General features: G+C 63.9%; 19 protein-coding genes and 1 pseudogene. 10 read left to right on the top strand and 10 right to left on the bottom strand.

Annotation, left to right across the window (positions count from 1 at the left end):
• Window positions 1-68: 68 nt before the first annotated feature.
• The gene (locus MESS4_RS01010) at window positions 69-2,054 is read right to left on the bottom strand and encodes a CocE/NonD family hydrolase (protein WP_006325403.1); all 1,986 of its coding nucleotides are present in this window, start codon (window positions 2,052-2,054) and stop codon (window positions 69-71) included.
• Window positions 2,055-2,235: 181 nt separating this feature from the next.
• On the opposite strand from MESS4_RS01010, the pseudogene MESS4_RS31470 reads away from it, so the two are divergent.
• Both MESS4_RS31470 and MESS4_RS01005 read left to right on the top strand, forming a co-directional pair.
• Window positions 2,236-2,491 (top strand): annotated as a pseudogene (locus MESS4_RS31470) (BrnT family toxin).
• The gene (locus MESS4_RS01005; protein WP_006325401.1) at window positions 2,478-2,789 is read left to right on the top strand and encodes a BrnA antitoxin family protein; all 312 of its coding nucleotides are present in this window, start codon (window positions 2,478-2,480) and stop codon (window positions 2,787-2,789) included. Before MESS4_RS31470 ends, MESS4_RS01005 begins: the two are co-directional and overlap by 14 nt.
• 10 nt (window positions 2,790-2,799) lie before the next feature.
• Here MESS4_RS01005 and MESS4_RS01000 read toward each other — a convergent pair whose 3' ends face one another.
• The 4 genes from MESS4_RS01000 to puuE all read right to left on the bottom strand — a co-directional run bounded on the left by MESS4_RS01000 (window position 2,800) and on the right by puuE (window position 6,264).
• On the bottom strand, window positions 2,800-3,393 hold the full coding sequence (locus MESS4_RS01000) for a nucleoside deaminase (protein ID WP_006325400.1): 594 nt from the start codon (window positions 3,391-3,393) through the stop codon (window positions 2,800-2,802).
• Complete coding sequence (locus MESS4_RS00995) at window positions 3,390-3,896, bottom strand: ureidoglycolate lyase (protein ID WP_006325399.1); 507 nt, start codon at window positions 3,894-3,896, stop codon at window positions 3,390-3,392. The genes MESS4_RS01000 and MESS4_RS00995 overlap by 4 nt, the downstream gene beginning before the upstream one ends.
• Window positions 3,893-4,756 carry a bifunctional allantoicase/(S)-ureidoglycine aminohydrolase gene (locus MESS4_RS00990; RefSeq protein ID WP_006325398.1) on the bottom strand — a complete coding sequence of 288 codons (864 nt, stop codon included), beginning with the start codon at window positions 4,754-4,756 and terminating at the stop codon, window positions 3,893-3,895. Before MESS4_RS00990 ends, MESS4_RS00995 begins: the two co-directional genes overlap by 4 nt.
• Window positions 4,757-4,830: 74 nt before the next feature.
• Complete coding sequence (gene puuE, locus MESS4_RS00985) at window positions 4,831-6,264, bottom strand: allantoinase PuuE (protein WP_006325397.1); 1,434 nt, start codon at window positions 6,262-6,264, stop codon at window positions 4,831-4,833.
• Between the two features lie 193 nt (window positions 6,265-6,457).
• On the opposite strand from puuE, the gene uraH reads away from it, so the two are divergent.
• The 4 genes from uraH (at window position 6,458) to xdhC (ending at window position 11,935) form a co-directional block, all read left to right on the top strand.
• Entirely contained in the window at window positions 6,458-6,832 is a 375-nt protein-coding gene (uraH, locus tag MESS4_RS00980) for a hydroxyisourate hydrolase (RefSeq protein ID WP_006325392.1), read from the top strand.
• 3 nt (window positions 6,833-6,835) lie between these two features.
• Complete coding sequence (gene xdhA, locus MESS4_RS00975; RefSeq protein WP_006325391.1) at window positions 6,836-8,317, top strand: xanthine dehydrogenase small subunit; 1,482 nt, start codon at window positions 6,836-6,838, stop codon at window positions 8,315-8,317.
• Window positions 8,318-8,543: 226 nt separating this feature from the next.
• Window positions 8,544-10,946, top strand: a complete 2,403-nt coding sequence (gene xdhB / locus MESS4_RS00970; RefSeq protein ID WP_006325390.1) for a xanthine dehydrogenase molybdopterin binding subunit — start codon at window positions 8,544-8,546, stop codon at window positions 10,944-10,946.
• A complete protein-coding gene (xdhC, locus tag MESS4_RS00965) occupies window positions 10,943-11,935 on the top strand; it encodes a xanthine dehydrogenase accessory protein XdhC (RefSeq protein ID WP_006325389.1) in 993 nt (330 codons plus the stop codon). Before xdhB ends, xdhC begins: the two co-directional genes overlap by 4 nt.
• Window positions 11,936-12,209: 274 nt before the next feature.
• Here the strand turns inward: xdhC and MESS4_RS00960 are convergent, their stop codons facing one another.
• From MESS4_RS00960 to MESS4_RS00950, 3 genes are all read right to left on the bottom strand, one after another.
• On the bottom strand, window positions 12,210-13,475 hold the full coding sequence (locus tag MESS4_RS00960) for an LLM class flavin-dependent oxidoreductase (RefSeq protein ID WP_006325387.1): 1,266 nt from the start codon (window positions 13,473-13,475) through the stop codon (window positions 12,210-12,212).
• Entirely contained in the window at window positions 13,472-14,482 is a 1,011-nt protein-coding gene (locus tag MESS4_RS00955) for an LLM class flavin-dependent oxidoreductase (RefSeq protein WP_006325386.1), read from the bottom strand. The genes MESS4_RS00960 and MESS4_RS00955 overlap by 4 nt, the downstream gene beginning before the upstream one ends.
• 86 nt (window positions 14,483-14,568) lie before the next feature.
• A complete protein-coding gene (locus MESS4_RS00950) occupies window positions 14,569-15,489 on the bottom strand; it encodes a LysR family transcriptional regulator (RefSeq protein ID WP_006325385.1) in 921 nt (306 codons plus the stop codon).
• A 136-nt stretch (window positions 15,490-15,625) separates the two neighbouring features.
• Between MESS4_RS00950 and MESS4_RS00945 the strand changes: the two genes are divergently transcribed.
• The 4 genes from MESS4_RS00945 to MESS4_RS00930 all read left to right on the top strand — a co-directional run bounded on the left by MESS4_RS00945 (window position 15,626) and on the right by MESS4_RS00930 (window position 19,999).
• Window positions 15,626-16,843: a urate hydroxylase PuuD gene (locus tag MESS4_RS00945; RefSeq protein WP_006325384.1), complete on the top strand. Its 1,218-nt coding sequence runs from the start codon at window positions 15,626-15,628 to the stop codon at window positions 16,841-16,843.
• 1 nt (window position 16,844) lies between these two features.
• Entirely contained in the window at window positions 16,845-18,158 is a 1,314-nt protein-coding gene (gene guaD / locus MESS4_RS00940; protein ID WP_006325376.1) for a guanine deaminase, read from the top strand.
• 75 nt (window positions 18,159-18,233) lie between these two features.
• Complete coding sequence (locus MESS4_RS00935) at window positions 18,234-18,737, top strand: heme-degrading domain-containing protein (RefSeq protein WP_006325374.1); 504 nt, start codon at window positions 18,234-18,236, stop codon at window positions 18,735-18,737.
• The gene (locus MESS4_RS00930; RefSeq protein WP_006325372.1) at window positions 18,734-19,999 is read left to right on the top strand and encodes a glycerate kinase; all 1,266 of its coding nucleotides are present in this window, start codon (window positions 18,734-18,736) and stop codon (window positions 19,997-19,999) included. The genes MESS4_RS00935 and MESS4_RS00930 overlap by 4 nt, the downstream gene beginning before the upstream one ends.
• A gap of 21 nt (window positions 20,000-20,020) precedes the next feature.
• Here MESS4_RS00930 and MESS4_RS00925 read toward each other — a convergent pair whose 3' ends face one another.
• On the bottom strand, window positions 20,021-21,442 hold the full coding sequence (locus MESS4_RS00925) for a glutamine synthetase family protein (protein ID WP_006325370.1): 1,422 nt from the start codon (window positions 21,440-21,442) through the stop codon (window positions 20,021-20,023).
• Window positions 21,443-21,456: 14 nt separating this feature from the next.
• Complete coding sequence (locus MESS4_RS00920; protein ID WP_006325369.1) at window positions 21,457-22,839, bottom strand: aspartate aminotransferase family protein; 1,383 nt, start codon at window positions 22,837-22,839, stop codon at window positions 21,457-21,459.
• Window positions 22,840-22,967: the final 128 nt, after the last annotated feature.

The following is a 22,967-nucleotide window of genomic DNA, read 5'->3' as shown; positions in this document are numbered from 1 at the left end:
AAGCAAGACCGAATGCGACATGCCGTGGCGTAAATCGTACGTCGCAATTGGACCAATCAGATAGGCCTTCAGACGAGGCTGCGCGGTATTTTCTCCTCGAAATCGCGCTCGAAAACCAGGATTTCGCCCTCATAGGCCTCGATTCTGGCGTTAACCACAAAGTTTTGCGCGTCGGAGCGCATTTCGGCAAAGGTTTCCGTACGCACCGACCATCCATTTCGCGACAAGGTCTGAGTCCAGTGGGTCCTGCCCGACGCTGACAAGGGATCGTCAGGGCGGATCGCCCAGGTCTCGCGGGCGACGCTGCCATGGACGAGGCCATGCTCCAGATCGCGCACCGCGCCGAAATCGTCCGTTATGGCAAGCGTGACGATCCCGGTCTTCTCGTCGCGATCGACATGACGCTCGGAATTGGCGTCGCGGATGGTCTCCGTCGCCCAAGGTGTCGCGCCTTCGGGTGTCGGGAACGAGACCTCGTCGCCTTTCGCCAGCGGGCGCAGCGGCAACATCAGCGTCGCGGCCTTGAGCTCGAGTCGGACTGGCTCCGGAGAGGGCCAGATCATCGGCCAATAGGCGTTGGAGACGGCAATGCGCAACCGGTGGCCGGCCGGCACGCGGTAGGCGCACTGGTCGAGCACGACCCGCGCCGAAACCGTTTCGCCGGGCACCAGTGCCTCGGGAAATTCATGCGAATTGCGGTGCGTCAGGTTGAGCACGCCGTAGGAGATCAGCTCCGAAGCGCCGTCCGGATGCACGTCGCACAGCCGCACAGCGATGTTTGCCTGGCGCCGGTCGGAGGCAACCCTGACCAGAAGCTCCGGCGCGCCTAAGATGTCGATCGCCTCGCTCAGCGCCGGCTGGTCGAAGCATACCGACAGTGCATCGTCGGGGCGCTGGTCGCCGGGCAGTTCCGGGCCGAAGGTGAAGGGGAAATATTCGCCGCCGGCAAGGCCGCAGCTCTGCGGCGAAGCGACGATGGCCGGCTTGCTGCCCTCGGGGATCAGCTCGATCTTCTGCGTCTTGATGGCGGGCGACGGCCACTCCTGTTCCGCGACCCAGCGGCCCGGCCGCTCCGGATGCCAGCGCGCCGGGCGCACGCTGTCCATCACATAGGCACGGTAGGCCGGGTCGGCCTCGACGCCGGTGTCGATGCCCTTCAGCCAGCGGTCCCACCAGCGCAAGGCTTCCTGCAGGAAACCGATGGCGGGCTTGGGTGCGGCGTAATGCGGGTATTTGTGAATCCAGGGGCCGACGATGCCCTTGACCGGCGCCTCGATGTTGGTCGCGAGATGAGAAATCGTGTTGCGGTAGCCGTCATGCCAGCCGCCGATCGACAGCACAGCCGCCTTGACGGCGGAAAAATCCTCGCGGATCGAGCCGCGCTTCCAATAGGCGTCGCGATGCTGGTGCTTCAGCCACAGCGGTGCCAGGAAAGGCTGGTTCTCCAGCCGGGTCAGCCACAAATCGCGCCACCTGTTGTCGCCGGCGAGCAGCGGGTCCGGCGGCCGCGACGAATAGGACAGCATCGTCGAGGCCCAGCCGAAATTCTCGATCAAGAGGCAGCCGCCCTTGTAGTGGATGTCGTCGGCATAGCGGTCGACGGTCGAGCAGATGCTGATCACCGCCTTCAGCGCGGGCGGCTGCCTGGTCGCCACCTGCAGGCAGTTGAAGCCGCCCCAGGAAATGCCCATCATGCCGACATTGCCGTTGCACCAGGGCTGCGATGCCGCCCAGGCGATGACATCGCAGGCGTCCTGCAATTCCTGCTCGGAATATTCGTCGTCCATCAGTCCTTCGGAATCGCCATTGCCGCGCATGTCGACGCGGATCGAGGCGTAGCCGTGGCCGGCGAAATAGGGATGCGTCAGCTGATCGCGAAAGATCGTGCCGTCGCGCTTGCGATAGGGCAAATGTTCGAGGATGACCGGCACCGGGTCGTCGCCGGCGTCTTCCGGCATCCACACCCGCGCCGACAGCCGGCAGCCGTCCGGCATGACGATGCCCATATCCGGGAATTCGACGACCTTGCGGGGAAATTCGGTGACGGTTTTCATGCGATGCTCTCCAGGCTCTCAGTGACGCATGAAGCGCGCACGCCATGAAGTCAAACCGGCGACGGTCTCTGTCGCCGCGACGACGATTTGGCGGGGCCACACTCGGCTTCCATCTTGCGCTGTCTTGTTAATTTATGTATTACGTTTATTGTTAAGTCCGACGCACTGAGGATGGTCTCGCCTGAAAATCGTTTGGGATGAGCCAAAGCGTGTGAACGAACCTCGAAAATCGGGGTCTCGACTTTGCCAAACTCGACATTGAGTTTTTTGCGACCACGACCGTCCTCCCAGCCAAAGCCGGCCGGCTCAAAGCGATTGGCGAATTCAAGGAGACTATTCTCGCCGTTATTTTCAAGCCCCTTGGTTCCGAAGCGATTTCGGTGATCTCGATGCGTCATGCCAGCCGAAGGGAAAGGTCAGTATATGAGCAATCCTAAATCGCACATTCGACCGCTTGCCGATGAGGAAGAAGCGGAAATTCAAAGACAAATTGCTGCTGATCCCGACGATGGGGAGGCGACCGACGAACAGCTGGCGCAAGCCAAGCCTTTCGCGGAAGTGTTTCCGGAACTTTTCGAGAGCATAAGGCGTGCGCGTGGCCGGCCAGCCGTGGAAAAGCCCAAGCAAGTGGTGTCCATACGCCTGGATCAGGATGTCGTCAGCAAATTCAAGGCCACCGGCAAAGGCTGGCAAGCCAGGATAAATGAGGTGCTGAAGAAGGCGAAGGTAAGCTAGGCAACCCGCGTCAGTTCAGCGGAATATCGTTTTCGGCCTTGCTTGCCTGATAGGCGCCGGACAATTCGTTGTAGCGCTCGGCGATTTTTCCGATGCGCGCTTCCAGCCGCTTGCGCTCGGCCTCGGGCAGCGACCGCACCAGCCTGCGGATCGAAAAGCTCTTCCAATAGGCGTTCTCGGCATTGTAGCCGCCGGGATCGAGGGTGAAGACCTCCTTCAGGATCTTCAAATCGTGCGGGATGGCGAAGCTGTCGCGCGAATCCTCGTGGCTGAACAGATAGTAGAAATTGTCGAAGCCGGTCCAGGTGATCGCCGACAGGCAGAGCGAGCAAGGCTCGTGCGTGGCGAGAAAGATCGCATCTTTCGTATCTACACGCTCGGCCCTGGGCATCTCATAAAAGCGCTTCAGGCAGTGCACCTCGCCGTGCCAGAGCGGGTTCTCGATCTCGTTGTTGGTTTCGGCCAGCACCAGCGAGCGGTCGTCCTTCCTCAGGATCGCCGCGCCGAACAGCTTGTTGCCATGGGCCACGCCATCGGCTGTCTTCGGCACGATGTCGTGCTCGATGACGTCGAGCAGGCGGTCGATCAGCGATATGTCGGTCACAATCCAATCCTGTCGGGAAGATGGATCTCGTAGGGGTGCGAGAAATGACACTCTTCGAGGTTGGAGCCGTCGCCGCCACGGTCGACGATCAGGAAATCCTGTGTTTCGCCAATCGGCGTCAGCACGCCGTGCCAGAGGTTGCGCCGATAGTTGATGCCTTGCCCGGGTGCGGTGATGAAGGCTTGCGGCTCGCCGGGGCCGTCCTTGCCGTCATGGCAGACCACGACCAGGAAGGGTCGCGGCGACAGCGGGATGAAAGCCTGGCTGCCGAACGGGTGGCGCTCGACCATGGTCAGCTTCAGCGGCAGATCATAAGGCGTGCCGCGCACCATCGAGATCACCACGCGCGCATTCGGCCCCTGGGCTTCGGCGGTGGCGAGATCGTGGTAGCGCTCGGCCTTGCCGCCATTGATCGGGTAGTGGTTGTCGCCGTCCATGTCGATGACGTCGCCGAATGCGGCGAAGTCATCGCGGGTCAGCGGCCGGGCGACGATGCGGGTCACCGCGCTTGGACCCCGACGCCCGCCCCGCCGAGCTTGGCGTGCCGGTTGACGTCCTTGTAGAGCAGATAGCGGAATTTTCCGGGGCCGCCGGCATAGCAGGCCTGCGGGCAGAAGGCGCGCAGCCACATATAGTCGCCGGCCTCGACCTCGACCCAGTCCTGGTTGAGGCGATACACCGCCTTGCCTTCCAGCACATAGAGGCCGTGCTCCATGACATGTGTCTCGGCGAAGGGAATGACCGCGCCCGGCTCGAGCGTGACGATGGTGACATGCATGTCATGGCGCATGTCGGCCGGGTCGACGAAGCGCGTCGTCGCCCAGCGGCCCTCGGTGCCGGGCATCGGGCTCGGGGCAATATCCTGCTCGTTGGTGAAGAAGGCTGGCGGTGCATCGATGCCTTCGACCGCCTCATAGGCCTTGCGCACCCAGTGGAAGCGCACAGCCGCGCCGCTGTCGTTGCGGACGGTCCAGCCGCTTGCCGGCGGCAGGAAGGCAAAGCCGCCGGGCCTCAAGCTATGCTTCTTGCCGGCAAGCGAAACGCTGAGCTCGCCCTCGACCACGAACAGCACGGCTTCGGCGCCGGCATCCGGTTCCGGCCGCTCGCTGCCGCCGCCTGGCGCGACCTCGACGATATATTGCGAGAACGTCTCGGCAAAGCCGGACAGCGGCCGCGACAGCACCCAGACCCTGGTCTTGTCCCAGAACGGCAGGGCGCTCGTGACGATGTCCTGCATCACCCCCCTGGGGATGACGGCATAGGCCTCGGTGAAGACGGCGCGGCCGGTCAAAAGCTCGCTCTGGCCGGGATGGCCGCCATGCGGCGCATAATAGGTTCGCTCGGGCGTCTTGATTATATCCATAGTCCTGATCCTCAGAGCAATTCCAGGAAAAGTGTGTGACGGTTTTCCGTCCGGAATTGCGTAAAACCAAACATTTAGAGCGGCAGCATGTCTCTCAGCCGAAGCAGCGCGATGCGCTCGACCTGTTTGCAGGCGGTGTCGAATTCGGCGCCGCGGCTGTTGCCGATGCGCGTCTCGAATTCCGCCAGGATTTCTTGCCTGGTCTTGCCCTTCACCGCGATGATGAAGGGGAAGCCGAAAGTGGTGACGTAGGCGGCATTGAGCTTGGAGAACTGCTCGCGCTCCTTGTCGGTCAGCGCGTCGAGCCCGGCCGATACCTGCTCTTTCGCCGACTCTGCCGTCAGCCGCCTGGCCTTTGCCAGTTTGCCGGCAAGGTCCGGATGAGCGGTGAGCACGGACAGCCGCTCGGCCTCTGTTGCCGCGCGGAAGATCCGGCAAAGTGCATTGTGCAGGCCGCCGGCACTGTCATGCGCCGGGCCGAGCTCCAGCTCATAGGCGCGCTCGGCAATCCAGGGCGAATGCTCGAACACGCCGCCGAAAGCATGGACGAAAGCTTCGAATTCCATTTTCGACGGCCTGAGTGTCGGTGGCTGATAAGGATGGTTTTCTTGCCAGTGGCGAGCAATGTCGATGCGCCGCGCCAGCCACACCTTGTCATGCGACTTTACATAGTCGACGAAGCGCTTCAGCGCCGCGACCCGGCCCGGACGACCGACGAGACGGCAGTGCAGGCCGATATTCATCATGCGTGGCCGCCCTTCTCCGCCCTCGGCATAGAGCGTGTCGAAACTGTCCTTCAGATAGGCAAGGAACTGGTCGCCCGAATTGAACCCTTGCGGCGTGGCGAAGCGCATGTCGTTGGCGTCGAGCGTATAGGGGATGATGAGCTGCGGTTTCTGATTGCCATCCGGCCCGCCAAGCTCGAACCAATAGGGCAACTCGTCGTCATAGGTGTCCGACACATAGTCGAAGCCGCCTTCCTCTGCCGCCAGCCGCACCGTGTTGGTCGACGTGCGGCCGGTATACCAGCCGGTCGGCCGTGCCCCTGTCACCTCGTAGTGCAGCCGGATCGCCTCTTCCATGTCGCGGCGCTCGTCATCGGGCGCATGGTCGCGGTAGTCGATCCATTTCAGCCCGTGCGAGGCGATCTCCCAGCCGGCCTCCTGCATCGCCGCGACCTGATCGGGCGAGCGTGCCAATGCGGTGGCGACGCCGTAGCAGGTCACCGGCACTTGCGCCTCGGTGAACAGGCGATGGAGCCGCCAGAAGCCGGCGCGGGCGCCATATTCGTAGATCGATTCCATGTTCCAGTGGCGCTGACCGAGCCAGGGAGCAGCACCGACGATCTCGGACAGGAAGGCTTCCGACGCCTTGTCGCCATGCAGAACGCAGTTCTCGCCGCCTTCCTCGTAATTGACGACGAACTGCACCGCCACATGCGCGCCGCCGGGCCATATCGGATCGGGAGGATTGGCCCCATAGCCGCGCATGTTCCGTTGGTAACGCATTGTCGCTCCTGCCGGATGTTGTGATGAGGATATCGAAAGGGCTGCTTGCGCATTCCCCCGAAAATTTTTGAAAGTGTTTTTGTCGGGCTCCGCTCGACCGGGACTTATGCATCGCCTTTAATTGGCGCACAATTCATCACCATGTTCGATTGTACCGGGCCAATTCGTTCATATCGGAAACAGGAGGCGGCCAGTGGCAGAAACGTCGAAAGCCGATGGCGGGCGTCTGACGACCCATGTTCTCGACACCGCGACCGGCCGCCCGGCGGCGGGCCTGTCGATTGCGCTTTACCGTCTCGACAGCGACACGCGCACGCATCTGAAGACGGTGGTCACCAACAATGACGGCCGCTGCGACGCGCCACTGCTTGCCGGCACCGACTTCCGCACCGGTGAATACGAACTGGTCTTCGCCGCCGGCGACTATCTGCGCCGGCAGGCAACAAAACTGCCGGAACCGGCCTTTCTCGACAGCGTGCCGATCCGCTTCGGCATGGCCGAGACGGTGCACTACCATGTGCCGTTGCTGATCTCGCCCTACGGCTATTCGACCTACAGGGGGAGCTGAGACATGGCCAAGGTCAAGACACGCAACGAGATCCGCTTCATCCTGAATGGTGAGGATGTGGCGCTGACGACTGTCGCGCCCAACGCGACCTTGCTCGACTGGCTGCGGCTCAACCGCGCGCTGCGCGGCACCAAGGAAGGCTGCGCCGAGGGCGATTGCGGCGCCTGCACCGTGCTGGTCGGGCGGCTTTCCGCCGGCAGGCTGGTCTATGAGAGCCTCAATGCCTGCATCCGTTTCCTCGGTTCGCTCGACGGCACCCATGTCGTCACCGTCGAGCATCTGCGTGGCGATGGAAACAGGTTGCACCCTGTACAGCAGGCGATGGTCGATTTCCACGGCTCGCAATGCGGCTTCTGCACGCCGGGCTTCGTCATGTCGCTCTACGCGCTCTGGATGAAATTGCCGGAGCCGTCGGACGCGGCCATCGAGAAGGCGCTGCAGGGCAATCTCTGCCGCTGCACCGGCTATGAGGCGATCGTCCGCGCCGCACGCGCCATTTCCAGCTACGGCAGGGCGGCCAAGGATCCGCTGGCGGCGGAGCGCAAGGCGATCACCGCGAAGCTTGCGGCGATGAAGGACGGTACACGCGTCGAGATCGGCTCGGGCAAGCAGCGGCTGGTCGTGCCGGCCAATGCCGACGATCTGGCAAGCGTGCTCGACAAGGAACCGGGCGCCACCATCGTTGCCGGCTCGACCGATGTCGGCCTGTGGGTGACCAAGCATATGCGTGACATTTCGCCGGTGATCTTCATCGGTAATCTCGATGGTCTGTGCACGATTTCCGAGGACAAGGGCGTGATTTCGATCGGCGCCGGCGCCACCTACAGCGAAGCCTTCGCTACGCTGTCGAAGCGCATCCCGGCGCTGGGGCCGCTGTTCGACCGCATCGGCGGCGAGCAGGTGCGCAACATGGGCACGATCGGCGGCAACATCGCCAACGGCTCGCCGATTGGCGACACGCCGCCGCCGCTGATCGCGCTCGGTGCACAACTCACGTTGCGGCGGGGCAAGAAGCGGCGCACGATCCCGCTGGAAGATTATTTTATCGCCTATGGCAAGCAGGACCGGCTATCAGGCGAATTCGTCGAGGCCGTGCATGTGCCGGTGCCGGCCAAGGGCACCAAGTTTGCCGTCTACAAGATCACCAAACGCCGCGACGAGGATATCACCGCGGCCCTCGGCGCCTTCTGCCTGACGCTCGCCAAGGACGGCAGCGTGGCCGATATCCGCATCGCCTATGGCGGCATGGCCGCAACGCCGAAGCGCGCGTCGGCTGTCGAAAAGGCGTTGCTCGGCAAGCCGTGGACGGAAGAAACGGTAGAGGCTGCGATGGCCGAATACGCCAGGGATTTCACACCGCTGACCGATATGCGGGCCTCTGCCGAATACCGGGCTCTGGCGGCGAGGAACCTGTTGCTGCGTTTCTTTGTCGAGACCACCGGCACCAAGGCGCCGATCCAGGTTTCAAGATACGAGGCGGCGTGAGATGGCGACGACGATGTTGAAGGCCGCGATCCTTCCCACCCCCCTCTGGCCTGCCGGCCATCTCCCCCGCAAGGGGGGAGATCGGGTGTCGCGTCGGCTTTCGCCAATCGCCGGTACTGTTGAACGGGCGGTGAGGTTGAAGCTGCCAATCTCCCCCCTTGCGGGGGAGATGTCCGGCAGGACAGGAGGGGGGTGTGAAGGAACACCGCATCACCGGGGTTGTTCAATGACCACGCACGCTCCCAACCTCAAGGCGCAAAAAATCTCCGGCGGCGTTGCCACCGACCAGCGCCATGATTCCGCGCACAAGCATGTCAGCGGCACGGCGATCTATATCGACGACATGCCGGAACCAGCCAGCACGCTGCATGGCTGTCTCGGGCTTTGCACGGCCACGCATGCCACCATCGCCAGCATGGACCTGTCGGCGGTGCGTGCCGCACCCGGTGTCGTCGACGTGCTGACGGCAAAGGACGTTCCTGGCGAGAACGACATTTCGCCGACCGGCCGCCATGACGAGCCGGTGCTTGCCGACGGCAAGGTGCAGTTCCATGGCCAGCCGATTTTCTGCGTCATCGCCGAGACGCGCGAACAGGCGCGCCGCGCCACCAGGCTGGCCAAGGTCGAGTACAAGGAACTCCCTTTCGTCACCGACATCGGCGAGCTCGATCCCAGGAAAGACAAGCTGGTCACGCCGCCGCTGACGCTGAAGCGCGGCGATGCCGCCGCGGCGATCAAGGCGGCGCCGCGCCGGCTCAAGGGGCGGATGCGCATCGGCGGACAGGAGCATTTCTATCTCGAGGGCCATATCGCCATGGCCATTCCCGGCGAGGACCAGGATGTCACCATCTATTCCTCGACCCAGCATCCGAGCGAAGTTCAGCATATGGTCAGCCACGCGCTCGGCGTGCCGAGCAACGCCATCACGGTGGAAATCCGCCGGATGGGCGGCGGGTTCGGTGGCAAGGAAACGCAAGGCAACCAGTTTGCGGCATTGGCCGCGATTGCTGCCAAGAAGCACCACCGCGCGGTAAAAATCCGTCCCGATCGCGACGACGACATGATCGCCACCGGCAAGCGTCACGATTTTCTCGTCGACTACGAGGTCGGCTTTGACGACGACGGCAACATCCTCGGCGTCGACTTCATGTTCGCGGCGCGCTGCGGCTTCTCGTCGGACCTGTCCGGCCCGGTCACCGACCGCGCCCTGTTCCACTGCGACAACACCTATTTCTGGCCGGCGGTGCACGCACAATCTGCGCCGCTCTACACCAACACCGTGTCGAACACCGCCTTTCGCGGCTTCGGCGGCCCGCAAGGCATGGTCGGAGCCGAGCGTGTCATCGACGAGGTCGCCTTCGCCGTCGGCAAGGATCCGCTCGAAATCCGCAAGCAGAATTTTTATGGCACCTCAGACCGCAACGTCACGCCCTATCACCAGACGATCGAGGACAACATCATCCATCGCATCGTCGCCGAACTGGAGGTGAGCGCGGACTATGCGAGGCGCCGCCGCGCCATCGATGCGTTCAACGCCAACAGCCGCTTCATCAAGCGTGGCCTGGCACTGACGCCGGTCAAGTTCGGCATCTCCTTCACCGCCACGCATTACAACCAGGCCGGCGCGCTGGTGCATGTCTACACCGACGGTTCGGTGCATCTGAACCATGGCGGCACCGAGATGGGGCAGGGTCTCTACGTCAAGGTGGCGCAAGTGGTGGCGGAAGAGTTCCAGATCGATCTCGACCAGGTCAAGATCACCGCGACGACCACCGGCAAGGTGCCGAACACCTCGGCCACCGCCGCATCGTCCGGCACCGACCTCAACGGCATGGCGGCGCAGAACGGCGCCCGGCAGATCAAGGACCGGCTGACCGATTTCGCCGCCGAAAAATACCAGGTGCCGCGCGATCAGGTGCTGTTCCTGCCCAACCGGGTGCGCATCGGCAATCAGGAGATCGCCTTCGCCGACCTCGTCAAGCAGGCCTATATGGCCCGCATCCAGCTTTCCGCGGCGGGTTTCTACAAGACGCCGAAGATCCACTGGAACCGCGACAAGGGCCAAGGCCGTCCATTCTACTATTTCGCCTATGGCGCTTCCTGCTCCGAAGTCTCGGTCGACACGCTGACCGGCGAATACATGGTCGAGCGCACCGACATCCTGCACGACACAGGCCGCTCGCTGAACCGCGCCATCGACCTCGGCCAGATCGAGGGCGGCTTCATCCAGGGCATGGGCTGGCTGACGACCGAGGAATTGTGGTGGGACGCCAAGGGCCGGCTGGGCACCCATGCGCCGTCGACCTACAAAATCCCGCTCGCCTCCGACCGGCCGAAGATCTTCAATGTGACGCTGGCCGACTGGCCGGAAGCGAGCGAACCAACGGTGCATCGTTCCAAGGCCGTCGGCGAGCCACCGTTCCCGTTAGGCATGTCGGTGCTGCATGCGCTGTCGGATGCGGTGGCGAGCGTCGCCGATCACAAGGTCTGTCCGCGCCTCGATGCCCCCGCAACACCAGAACGCGTGCTGATGGCGATCGAGCGATTGAAAGGTGCGGCCAAGGCGGGGGCAGAAAGTGCAAATCCGGCCAAAAAAGCCTATATTTCCCAACCGGGAATGCAAAAATGAACTCGAAAGTGCAAAGCCTGAAAGACTTCCTTGCTGGCCAGGGCCGCATTGCGCTGGTCGAGGTCGCGGCGACGAAAGGCTCGACGCCGCGCGAAACCGGCGCCTTCATGCTGGTCTCGGCATCGGCGACATCAGGCACGATCGGCGGCGGCCAGCTCGAATACATGGCGATCGACAAGGCCCGGCAGCTGCTTCTCTCCGCCCTTGAGGGGGAGATGGCCGCGAAGCGGCCAGAGGGGGCCGTCTCGGAAGGCACCGCCAGAGCGTCGAGCACTGCCGCGGCGACCCCACCCGACGGCTTCGCCGCCACCCTCCCCTCAAGGGGGAGGGATACTCGCGCCACGCTCGACATTCCGCTTGGGCCGGAAATCGGCCAATGCTGCGGCGGCAGGGTCGAGGTATCGATACGGCTGCTCAACCCGGCCCTTGGGGCCGAACTCATCCGCAATGCCGAGGCCGAGGAGGCGCATCTGCCTCACCTCTACCTCTTCGGGGGTGGCCATGTCGGCCAGGCGCTGGCGTCGGCGGCGGCCTTGCTGCCGGTGCATGTCGTCGTCGTCGAGACGCGGGCCGAGGCGCTGGAGGGGATGCCGGAAACGGTCGAGACGATGCTGACGCCAATGCCCGAGGCCGTGGTGCGCGAGGCGCCAGCGGGCGCCGCTTTCGCCATCCTCACCCACGACCACGCTCTCGACTTCCTCATCGTCGCCGAGGTGCTGAAGCGGAACGACACCGCCTATGTCGGCATGATCGGCTCCAGGACCAAGAAAGCGACCTTCAAGAGCTGGTTTCTGAAGTCAGCGGAAGGTACCGAGGCGGGGTTCGCCCGTCTCGTCTCGCCGATCGGCGGCGATGCCGTCAAGGACAAGCGCCCGCAGGTGATCGCGGCGCTCGCGGCAGCCCAGATCATGACGGCGCTGGTGAAGTCCGGCCAGCAATCGACCGGACGCCTCACATTACCGGCGTTCGCCACTGAGCTGGCGCGATGACTCGCAGAACAACCTTGATGTTATGGGCAGGATCGATCCTGTATTTCGTCGCGTTGTCGGCGGTGACTCAGCTCCTCGTCTGGTATGCGCCGGGGCGTATCTCAAATCCGGATCGCTCGCGGCAAGCCCAAAGTCATGGTTAGATAAGCAGGGCGGAGGGCTGCTCTACTATCTGCTCTGGCGGGAATTGCGGGACAAGGTGGACAAAGCACCATCCCACTGAAGCGGGATAGCGTATTCGGATCCTTCTTTTCCCGGGGTCTACGCTCGCCCTCTACGCCGGCCGCTTCAAGCCGAGATGCTCGCGCAAGGTGCGGCCCTCATACTCCGTGCGGAACAGTCCGCGCCGCTGCAGTTCGGGCACGACGAGTGTGGCAAAGGCGTCGAGTTCGCCAGGAAACCAGGACGGCATGACGTTGAAGCCGTCGGCAGCACCACCCTCGAACCGCGCCTGGAGCTCGTCGGCGATCTGCGTCGCGGTTCCAACAATACGCCAGTGTCCACGCGCGCCGGCGAAATGGCGGGCAAGCTGACGAATCGAAAGGTTGTCTCGGCGCGACTGCTCGATGACCAGCGCCTGCCGGCTTTTCATCCCCTCGCTCGCCGGCAGCTCCGGCAGCGGCCCGTCGATCGGATAGCGCCCGAGATCCGAGATGCTGAGATAGCTGGACAGCAGCGCCACACCGACATCGTCGGGGATGAGCCCCTGCAGTTCCTCATATTTCTCACGGGCTTCCGCTTCCGTTTCGGCCACCACCGGCGCGACGCCCGGCATGATCTTGATGTCGTCCGGCTCGCGCCCATAGGCCGCCAGCCAACCCTTGAGATCGTCGTAGAAGGCCTTTGCCTCCTCGAAAGTCTGCGCCGCGGTGAACACCACATCGGCGGTGCGGGCGGCAAGGTCCCGGCCGACGTCCGAGGCGCCCGCCTGGACCATCACCGGCGCGCCTTGCGGCGAGCGCGGCAGATCGAGTGCGTCCCTTACCGAAAAGCTCTGTCCGTCATGGTTGAGGCCGCCCGCATCCGTGCCGCGCCAGAGGCCGGCGACCACCGTGGCGAATTCCCGTGCCCGCTCGTAGCGGTCGGCATGCGGGCGCAGGCCCGTCGAGCCGAAATTGGCGGCTTCGATGGGGCTGGCCGAGGTGACCAGGTTCCAGCCGGCACGTCCACCGCTCAGATGGTCAAGCGACAAAAAGATCCGCGCCAGCCCGAAGGGCTCGTTGTAGCTGGTCGAGGCGGTGGAGACGAGGCCGATGCGCTCGGTCTGGACGGCGAGGGCCGAAAGCAGGCTGATCGGCTCGAAACCGATCGAGCGCGAGGTCTGGCTGGCGATGCCGACATTGGCCTCGCGCAGGCCGGCGGCGTCCTCGCAGAAGATCATGTCGAACTTCGCCGCTTCCGCTATGCGCGCCAACTGGATGTAGTGGTCGATGTCGATCCCCGCCGTCACATGCGCCTTGGGATGGCGCCAGGCGGCGATGTGGTGGCCCGTCGCCCACAGAAAGGCGCCGAGCTTCATCTGACGGGAGGCGCCGGTCATCGGTCGCCTCCGGCAAGTCCAAGATGCGAGCGCAGCGTTGCCCCGCGATAGCCCTGTCGAAACAGACCGCGGCGACAAAGGTCCGGCAGCACGCGGTCGACGAAATCATCGAGTGCCGAGGGCGGCATCAGGATGTTGAACCCGTCGCAGCTTTCCGACTGGAACAACAGTTCGAGCCTGTCGACGACGACATCGCCCCTGACATTGATCAGCACCTTGACCGCCTCCGGTTCACGTCGGCACGCTGCGGCACGGCGCTTCAGATCGTGACAGTGCAGCTTGGTATCCTCCGCCGATCCTTCGTCCAGCAAGATGACATCGGCGGCGCGGGCGGCGATATCAGTATCGGGTTCCAACAGGCCGGACAGGACGAGCACCGGCATATCCTGCGGTGAACGCGCGACATTGAGCGGTCCACGCACGGAAAAATACTCGCCCTTGTGGTCGAGCAGATGCATCTTTTCGGGGTCGTGAAAACGGCCGCCGCTTTTGTCGAACAGCAGCGCTTCCGCATCCCAGCCGTTCCATAGACCCTGAACGATGCCGATGTATTCTTCCGTGCGGCGGCGAAATTCGTCAGTGGAAAACCCGTCCGGCCGGCTGAAATTGGCGGCCTCGCGCGGATCTTGCGCCATGGTCGCGCTCCAGCCGGCCCGGCCGTGGCTGACAATGTCGAGCGAGGCAAAACGGCGCGCCAGATTGTAGGGCTGGTTGGCGATCGTCGATGCCGCTGCGACGAGGCCGATCCTGCTTGTCACCGTCGCCAGTGCCGCCAGCAAGGTCGTTGCTTCGAAGCATACAGGCTGGTTCGGCGCGTCTTCGCCGGAAGCCAGCGCGGCATCGGCAAGCAGCACCATGTCCAGCCCGGCCGCTTCGGCCTTTTGCGCGAACCGGGCCAGAGCGCTGAAATCAGTGCTGAAATCCGGGCCGCCGGCGGGCGGCTCATTGGAAGATGCGTTTCCCGGCAGCAGCGAAACGGCGAGATGCATTGTGGCGCCGTTGTCCATCGATGGTCCTTGCAAGACGAAATGCCACCGGAACTATGTTCGCCACCTCCAGGGATGGCAACCGCCTGTGATAGTCCAGCAGCCTTTCACTTGCCGGCCAGAAGATCCCTGATCAGCCGCTGGCAGCGCTCGGCCATGAAGTCGAGCAGCAGTCTTACTTTCGGGTCCTGCAGCTTCTTGTGCGGATAGACGGCGGCGAACTGCACCGGTGTCGGCGGCGTGCTGGCCAGGATCACCTTCAGCCGCCGGTCGCGGATGAACGGCTCGACCTCGAAGCGCGGCTTGTTGATGATGCCGCGGCCCGACAGCGCCCAGCCGGTCAGCACATCGCCATCGTCGGTGTCGTAGGGGCCGTGCACCTCGAACTTGCGCGGGCCGTCCGCCGTCTGCAGCGTCCACACATATTCGCGCGCGCCGGAATAGCGCAGCATCAGGCAGTCATGCCTTTTGCCGATCAGCTCCTGCGGCTCTTCAGGCTCGCCGCGCGCCTCCAGATATTTCGGCGCCGCCACCAGCACGCGTTCGCATTCCATGATGCCGCGCATCCTGAGGCTGGAATCCTCGATGATGCCCAGCCGGAAGGCGACGTCGATGCCTTCCTTCATGATGTCGACATTGTGATCGGAGAGCCGAAGCCGCACTTCGATATCGGGATATTTGTCGTGGAAATCGGGAATGCCCGATGCCACCAGCCGGCGGCCAAGGCCGAGCGGCGCCGTTACACGAATGGTGCCGCGCGGCTGGCCGGACAGCGCCGACACGGCGGCTTCCGCCTCGGTGATCGCTTCCAACACCTGCTTGGCGCCGGAATAGAACACGGTGCCGTGCTCGGTCGGCATCAATTGCCTTGTCGTGCGGTTGAACAGCCTGACACCAAGGTGTTTCTCCAGTTCCTTGATGCGGTTGGAGGCGACCGCCGGCGAAATGCGCATGTCGCGCCCCGCCGCCGACAGATTACCGAGTTCGACGACGCGGACGAAAACGGCGATGTTGTCGAGATAGGCCATGCGGCTTCGGGGCTCTCATGCGGCTGCGTGAGATAACCTTAGTATTTTCCATTTTTTTTGAAAGTCATCGTGCAGCTCAGCCCTTTCCGTTTACGCTCCAGTCCGTAAAGTCTCCTCACCGGCAGGGACGACTTCAATGATGGATTTCGCGATTTTCTGGGACTGGCTGAGTTTTGCCGTGCGCTGGCTGCACGTTGTCACCGGTATCGCCTGGATCGGCTCGTCCTTCTATTTCGTCGCGCTCGACCTTGGCCTGCGCCAGCGTCCGGGCATGCCTGCCGGCGCCTTCGGCGAGGAATGGCAGGTGCATGGCGGCGGTTTCTACCACATCCAGAAATATCTGGTGGCGCCGGCCGAAATGCCGGAGCATCTGACCTGGTTCAAATGGGAATCCTACGTCACCTGGCTGTCGGGCTTCGCCATGCTGTGCGTCGTCTACTACGCCGGCGCCGATCTGTTCCTGATCGATCCCAACGTGCTGCCCATGTCGGTGCCTACAGGCATCCTGCTGTCGCTGGCCACGATCGGCGTCGGCTGGGTGGTCTACGATCTGCTCTGCCGCTCGCCGCTGGGAAAAAGCGACACCGGCCTGATGCTGGTGCTCTATGGCGTGCTGGTGTTCATCGCCTGGGGGCTCACCCATCTGTTCACAGGCCGCGCCGCCTTCCTGCATCTCGGTGCCATCACCGCCACGATCATGTCGGCCAATGTCTTCATGGTCATCATCCCCAACCAGAAGATCGTCGTCGCCGACCTGATCGCCGGCAGGAAGCCCGATCCGAAATACGGCAAGATCGCCAAGCAGCGCTCGCTGCACAACAACTACCTGACGCTGCCTGTTCTGTTCCTGATGCTGTCGAACCACTATCCGCTGGCATTCGGCACTGAGTTCAACTGGGTCATCGCCTCGCTGGTGTTCATCATCGGCGTTTTGATCCGGCACTATTTCAACAGCGTCCATACGCGCAAGGGCAACCCGACCTGGACCTGGCTCGCAGCCGCCATCCTGTTCGTCATCATTATCTGGCTGTCGACGGCGCCCAAGGTGCTGACCGGCGAGGCAAAGGCGTCCTCGGCAGCCGAGGTCTATATCGCCTCGGCGGATTTTCCCGCCGTGCGCGATATCGTGCTTGGCCGCTGCTCGATGTGCCATGCGCAGGAGCCGGTCTACGAGGGCATCTATCAGGCACCGAAGGGAGTGGTTTTGGACACCGACGCGGCCATCGCCAAACATGCCCGCGAGATCTACCTGCAGGCCGGCCGCAGCCACGCCATGCCACCTGCCAACGTCACCCATATCACCGACAAGGAGCGGGCGCTGCTGGTGAACTGGTTCGAAGGCGCAAGGAAATAGCATGACATCCATACTGCTGCGCGGCCGCACGCTGTCCTTCCTGCGCTGGCCCGAGACCATCGACGATCATGCCGCCTGGCGCTACGAGGAGGATGGCGGCCTGCTGATCCGCGACGGCCGGATCGTCGCCGCCGGTCCCTATGCCGAGGTCGAGAAACAGGCCGGCCAAGGGGCGAGAAGAATCGACCACCGGCCGCATTTGCTGTTGCCGGGCTTCATCGACGCGCATGTGCATTTCCCGCAGATGCAGGTCATCGCATCCCATGGCGCCGAACTGCTCGACTGGCTGAACACCTACACTTTTCCCGAGGAAACGAAATTCCGGAACGCCCAGCACGGCCGTCGCATCGCCAGGCTGTTCCTGGACGAAATGGTGCGCCATGGCACGACGACGGTCGCCGCCTATTGCTCGGTACACAAGGCCTCTGCCGAGGCGTTCTTTGCCGAGTCGCATCACCGCAACATGCTCAACATCGCCGGCAAGGTGATGATGGACCGCAACGCGCCTGAAGGCGTGCTCGACACGCCGCAATCAGGCTATGACGACACCAAGGCGCTGATCGCCGAATGGCACGGCAAGGGGCGCCAGCTTTATGCCATCACGCCGCGCTTCGCCATCACCTCGTCGCCAGAGCAGTTGGAGATGGCGGGCGCGCTCTGTCGCGAGCATCCCGATCTGCACTTGCAGACGCATCTGTCGGAAAACCACGCCGAGATCGCCTTTACGCAGGATCTCTACCCGTGGTCGCGCGACTACACCGACATCTACGCACATTACGGGCTGCTGGGTAAAAGGAGCCTGCTCGGCCATTGTATCCATCTGTCGGAACGCGAGGCCGATACGATTTCGGATGCGGGCTCGATTGCGGTCTTCTGCCCGACGTCGAACCTGTTCCTCGGCTCCGGCCTGTTCGACTATCAACGCCACCGCAGGCGTGACAAAGCACTCCGCATCGCCACCGCCACGGATGTCGGCGGCGGCACCAACTATTCGATGCTGCGCACCATGGACGAGGGCTACAAGGTGATCGCGCTGAATGGCGAGAAGCTCAATCCATTCCAGTCCTTCTGGCAGCTCACCCGCGGCAATGCCGAGGCGCTGTCGGTCGCAGAAAAGGTCGGCACGCTGGACCTGGACACCGACGCCGACATTGTCGTGCTCGACGCTGGCGCCACGCCGGCGATGCGGCTCAGGATGGAAACCATTGAGACTCTGGCCGAGGAACTGTTTCTGCTGCAGACGCTGGGCGACGACCGCGCCGTGCGCGAGGTCTATGTGGCCGGCCGGGCGGCGAAGAGCGACATGGCGGCTTAGCGCCCTCCATACTGATCGCTTGACCCGGCGGCAGCCATCGGCCAAAGCGTGCGGCGAAGTTGACAGGGGAACGACATGACCGTTGCGGACGACATCGCTCTGATCAAGAAACAGGAAGCTACGCTGGTCTTCCCCACCTTCGACGAAGCAGCCGCCTTCAAGATCGGCTCGGCGATCCGCGACCGGGCGCTCAGGCAAGACCTGCCCATCATCGTCGATGTCAGAACCTTCGACCGGCCGCTGTTCTACGCGGCGATGCCTGGCTCCAACGCCTCCAATCCGGACTGGGCGCGGCGCAAGATCAACGTCGTGCGGCGCTACCTCAGAAGTACCTATCGCATGGTTCTGGAGCAGCAGCGCCCCGACCGCAGCTTCAAGCCAGGCGAAGGGCTGGATATCACAGACTATGTGCTGGCCGGCGGCGGTTTTCCCATAACGGTCAAGGGCGCCGGCGTCATCGGCGTGATCGCGGTTTCGGGCTTGCCCGAGCGCGAGGACCATGGCGTCGTCATCGATGCGCTGTGCGAGCATCTCGGCACTGACGGGCGCGATTTGACATTGCCGCCGGAAGCAAAATGACAGAGATCGACCCCAGACTCTTCCTCACCGCCATCTTCAACGCTACTGTCGCCGCTGCCGATCCCGAAAGAACCATCAGGGATCATTTGCCGGCAAAGCCCAAGGGGCGCACCATCGTCATTGGCGCCGGCAAGGGCTCGGCGCAGATGGCGGCGGCTTTCGAGAAGGTGTGGGACGGGCCGATCGACGGGCTGGTCGTCACCCGCTACGGCTATGGCGCGAAATGCGAGCGCATCGAGATCATCGAGGCCGCGCATCCGGTGCCGGACGCCGCCGGGCTTGAGGCGTCGCGTCGGCTGCTGGCGAAGGTCCAGGGGTTGACGGCGGACGATCTGGTCGTGGCGCTTGTTTCCGGGGGCGGCTCTGCACTGCTGCCGTCGCCTGCCGGAAATCTGACGCTGGCCGACGAGATCGCCGTCAACGAGGCGCTGCTTGCCTCGGGCGCACCGATCGCGGCGATGAACACCATCCGCAAGCATGTTTCCACCATCAAGGGCGGCAGGCTGGCGGCAGCGGCCTGGCCGGCCAAGGTGGTGTCGCTGGTCGTGTCCGACATTCCGGGCGACAATCCGGCCCTGGTCGCCTCAGGCCCGACCGTGCCGGATGCCGGCAGCCGCGAAGATGCACTGGCCTCGATCGCCGCCTATGGCATGAAACTGCCGGCTTCCGTCATGGCGCACATCAATTCGCCGGCTGCCGATGCGCCGCGCGCCGACGATCCGCGCTTTTCAGGCAATGAAGTGCATCTGATCGCCTCGGCCGGGGTGTCGCTGGAAGCGGCGGCTGCGGAAGCCAGGCGCCAGGGCATCGAGGCGGTCATCCTTTCCGATTCCATCGAGGGCGAGGCGCGCGAGGTGGGCGGCGTCCATGCCGCGATCGCGCGCGAAGTGGCGACGCGCAACCGGCCATTTCCGAAGCCGGTGCTGATCCTGTCCGGCGGCGAAACGACGGTGACCTTGCGCGCCAAAGGCAAGGGTGGCCGCAACAGCGAGTTCCTGCTCGCCTTCGCCATTGGCATCGGTGGTGCGCAGGGCATCCACGCGCTGGCCGCCGACACCGACGGCATCGACGGCTCGGAGGACAATGCCGGCGCCTTTGCCGATGGCGCGACGGTTTCGCGGATGCGGGCGGCGGGCGTCGATGCCAAGGCCATGCTTGCCGGCAACAACGCCTGGACAGCATTCAATGCCGTCGGCGCCCTTTTTGTGCCCGGCCCAACCGGGACGAATGTCAACGATCTCCGGGCGATCCTGATCCGCTGAAGTCGCGAGGTCGGCTGCCTGTCACACCTCGTGCAGATAGAGGTGGTAGTCCAGTTCGCTGACCGTGCGCGCCACGCGCAGATATTCGGATTGCTTGATCGCCACGAATGTCCGGTGCAGGTCCTCGCCCAGCGCGCCTTTCAGGAAGGTCGAGGCCCTTGCCGCTTCGATCGCGGCGCGCCAGTCCACCGGCATCGTCGTTTGTGTGATTGCCGATTCGTAGCCATTGCCGGTGGTTTCAGGCCCGGGATCGAGACCTTCGTCGAGACCTTTGACGATGCCGGCCAGCACCGTCGCCGCCACCAGATAGGGGTTGGCGTCGACGCCTGACGGCCGGTGCTCGATGCGCCGGTTGCTGGCGTCGCCCGCCGGCACGCGCAGCGCCACCGAGCGGTTGTTGACACCCCAGGTCGGCGCCACCGGGGCATAGGACTGCGAGACGAAGCGCCGCCATGAATTGGCGTGCGGCGCAAACACCAGCATCGATTCCGCCATGGTCTGGATGAGACCGCCGAGCCCGCGCAGCAGCGGCAGCGACCAGCTTTCGCCGCCGGCCTCGGCAAAGACGTTCCTGCCGGCCTTGTCCTGTAGCGAGACATGGAAATGCATGCCCGAGCCGGCATATTTCTCGATCGGCTTGGCCATGAAGCAAGCGGTGACGCCGTGGCGGCGCGCCTGTGCCCGCACCAGCCGCTTCAGCATGACGAGGTCGTCGGCCGCCCGCATCACATCCTTGCGGTAGTTCAGCGTCAGCTCGTACTGGCCCGGAGCGTATTCGGAAATCACCGTCTCTGCCGGAATGCCTTGCGCCCTGGCCGCGGCATAGATGTCGGAGAACAGCGGCTCCATTCCGTGCAGATGGTCGACGGAATAGACTTCCGTCTTGGCCGAGCGGCGGCCGTCGAGCACGGCGTTCGCCGGTCGCACCTTGCCGTCGCCGTCGCGGTCGTTGGCGAGCAGGAAGAATTCGAGCTCGAAGGCGCCGGCCGGATAGAGACCCTTGGCCGCCAGTATGTCCACCTGCCGGGCCAGCGCCAGCCGCGGGTCCGACGACATCGGCTGGCCGTCGAGATGGTGCATCGCCATCAGCACCTGGCCGCGCGGCGGCTGCGTGCCGAACAGCGGCACCAGCGTGCCGGGTATCGGCCATGCCCTGAGATCGCCGTCGCCTGTCGTCCAGATCAGCCCGGTCTCGTGCACGTCCTCGCCGGTGATGTCGAGGCCGAGGATCGAGATCGGCATGTGCCGGCCGCCCTCGAAGATGCTCATCAACTCGTGCCGGCGCACGATCTTGCCGCGGCCGACGCCGTTGGCGTCGGTCAGCACGATATCGAAGGCTTCGATCTCGGGATGGGCATCGAGAAAGGCTCGCGCCTCGGCGGGCGTGGAACCCGAAGGTGAGGTTATGATGGAACTCAAATCTGGCTTGCGCGCTTCTCTCATGCCGCAAGCTTGTCTCACGCCGTGAGCCTTGCCGCAACTGCTGCGAAGGCGGTGATCAGCTTGTTCACCTGGGCCGCGCTCGTCGCCGGCGAGATCAGCATCATATTGTGGAAGGGTGCGATCAGCACGCCGCGATTGACCAGCGCGACATGAATCGCCGCTTCGAGATCGGGCGCATGCGCTGCTTCCGCTTCGCCGCCATTCCTCAGCGGGCCGGGCGCGCAGATGAACTCGACGCGGGCGCCGACACGCGCAACATGCCAGGGCAGGCGGTAGCGGTCGATGACGGCGGTCAATCCGGCGTCGAGCCGCCGCGCCAGCCGGTCCATATGGGCGTAATTCTCGTCGGTCATCACCTCTTCCAGCGTCGCGCGCATCGCCGCGAATTGCAGCGGATTGGCAGACAGCGTCGTGCCCATGCCGGAATAGCCTGGCTCCTTGGTCCTGCTATAATCGGTGTAGCGCGTGGCGACGTCCTCGCTCATCCCCCACACACTGGCCGGCACGCCGCCGGCGATTGGCTTGCCCAATACGAACAGGTCAGGCTCCAGCCCGTATGTCCTGGTGTAGCCGCCGGGGCCGGTCGAGATCGTGTGCGTCTCATCGATCAAAAGCAGCGCTCCGGCCGCACGGGTGAGGCGCCGCAACGCATCGTGGAAGCCGCGTTCGGGCAGCACCATGCAGGAATTGGTCAGCACCGGCTCGGTGATGATGCAGGCGATGTCCTTGTTCCGGAGTGCGGCCTCCAGCGCCGGCAGGTCGTTGAACTCGATGATTTCGGTCGCCCGGGTCAGGTCGCGGAATTCGCCGGCCAGTCCGGGCCGGTTGGCCGGCCTTCCGTCGACCAGCCGCACCATCGTCTCGTCAACGGAGCCATGATAGCAGCCGTTGAAGACCAGGATCTTCTCGCGGCCGGTGACGGCGCGGGCAACGCGCAGCGCAAAGCGGTTGGCGTCGGTCGCCGTCGTCGCGATCTGCCAGAAAGGCAGGCCGAAGCGCTGCTTGAGCAGCGGGCCGATGGCAAGCGCATCTTCGGAAGGCAGCATATAGGTCAGGCCGCGTCGAGCCTGCGCGCGGATGGCGCGGGCGACCGGCGGCGGCGAATGGCCGAACATCGAGCCGGTGTCGCCGAGGCAGAAATCGTCCAGCCGGTTGCCGTCGATGTCGGTGATGGTGGCGCCCTTGGCGCTGTCGACCAAGATCGGGAAGGGCGTCGGCCAGTCGGCCATCCAGTGCATCGGCACGCCGCCGAAGAAGCCGGGTAGGCCGTTGCCGACCTTTGCCGCCGATTTCGGCCGCGCCTTGCGGAAGATGGCCGCCTCGCTCTCGCGCAGCGCACAGACGCGGGCAGCGCTGATGCCACCGATGAAAGTCTTCGAACGGTCCGACACGAGCATGGGCGCCTCTTTTGTACGTCACTCTAGCCAGTTGGCGCCCGGAACCGCAATTGGCCGCGCGGCTGCCCTGCAATGGTTCAGGAATAGGGGAATAGGGGAATAGGGGAATAGGGGAATAGGGGAATAGG

The sequence above is a fragment of the Mesorhizobium sp. STM 4661 genome (assembly GCF_000359125.1).
Classification (GTDB): Bacteria; Pseudomonadota; Alphaproteobacteria; order Rhizobiales; family Rhizobiaceae; genus Mesorhizobium.
Note: the sequence above shows the minus strand (reverse complement) of the source record. Positions and strands in the feature narration are given on the sequence as shown.

What these genes read in the sequence shown, in the direction of transcription:
- xdhB (WP_006325390.1), top strand. Translation starts at nt 8,544, where the DNA reads ATGACCACGCACGCTCCCAACCTCAAGGCGCAAAAAATCTCCGGCGGC.
- MESS4_RS01010 (WP_006325403.1), bottom strand. Translation starts at nt 2,054, where the DNA reads ATGAAAACCGTCACCGAATTTCCCCGCAAGGTCGTCGAATTCCCGGAT.
- xdhA (WP_006325391.1), top strand. Translation starts at nt 6,836, where the DNA reads ATGGCCAAGGTCAAGACACGCAACGAGATCCGCTTCATCCTGAATGGT.
- MESS4_RS01005 (WP_006325401.1), top strand. Translation starts at nt 2,478, where the DNA reads ATGAGCAATCCTAAATCGCACATTCGACCGCTTGCCGATGAGGAAGAA.
- MESS4_RS00930 (WP_006325372.1), top strand. Translation starts at nt 18,734, where the DNA reads ATGACAGAGATCGACCCCAGACTCTTCCTCACCGCCATCTTCAACGCT.
- guaD (WP_006325376.1), top strand. Translation starts at nt 16,845, where the DNA reads ATGACATCCATACTGCTGCGCGGCCGCACGCTGTCCTTCCTGCGCTGG.
- MESS4_RS00955 (WP_006325386.1), bottom strand. Translation starts at nt 14,482, where the DNA reads ATGGACAACGGCGCCACAATGCATCTCGCCGTTTCGCTGCTGCCGGGA.
- MESS4_RS00960 (WP_006325387.1), bottom strand. Translation starts at nt 13,475, where the DNA reads ATGACCGGCGCCTCCCGTCAGATGAAGCTCGGCGCCTTTCTGTGGGCG.
- MESS4_RS00945 (WP_006325384.1), top strand. Translation starts at nt 15,626, where the DNA reads ATGATGGATTTCGCGATTTTCTGGGACTGGCTGAGTTTTGCCGTGCGC.
- MESS4_RS00950 (WP_006325385.1), bottom strand. Translation starts at nt 15,489, where the DNA reads ATGGCCTATCTCGACAACATCGCCGTTTTCGTCCGCGTCGTCGAACTC.
- MESS4_RS00920 (WP_006325369.1), bottom strand. Translation starts at nt 22,839, where the DNA reads ATGCTCGTGTCGGACCGTTCGAAGACTTTCATCGGTGGCATCAGCGCT.
- MESS4_RS00990 (WP_006325398.1), bottom strand. Translation starts at nt 4,756, where the DNA reads ATGGATATAATCAAGACGCCCGAGCGAACCTATTATGCGCCGCATGGC.
- puuE (WP_006325397.1), bottom strand. Translation starts at nt 6,264, where the DNA reads ATGCGTTACCAACGGAACATGCGCGGCTATGGGGCCAATCCTCCCGAT.
- xdhC (WP_006325389.1), top strand. Translation starts at nt 10,943, where the DNA reads ATGAACTCGAAAGTGCAAAGCCTGAAAGACTTCCTTGCTGGCCAGGGC.
- MESS4_RS00925 (WP_006325370.1), bottom strand. Translation starts at nt 21,442, where the DNA reads ATGAGAGAAGCGCGCAAGCCAGATTTGAGTTCCATCATAACCTCACCT.
- MESS4_RS00935 (WP_006325374.1), top strand. Translation starts at nt 18,234, where the DNA reads ATGACCGTTGCGGACGACATCGCTCTGATCAAGAAACAGGAAGCTACG.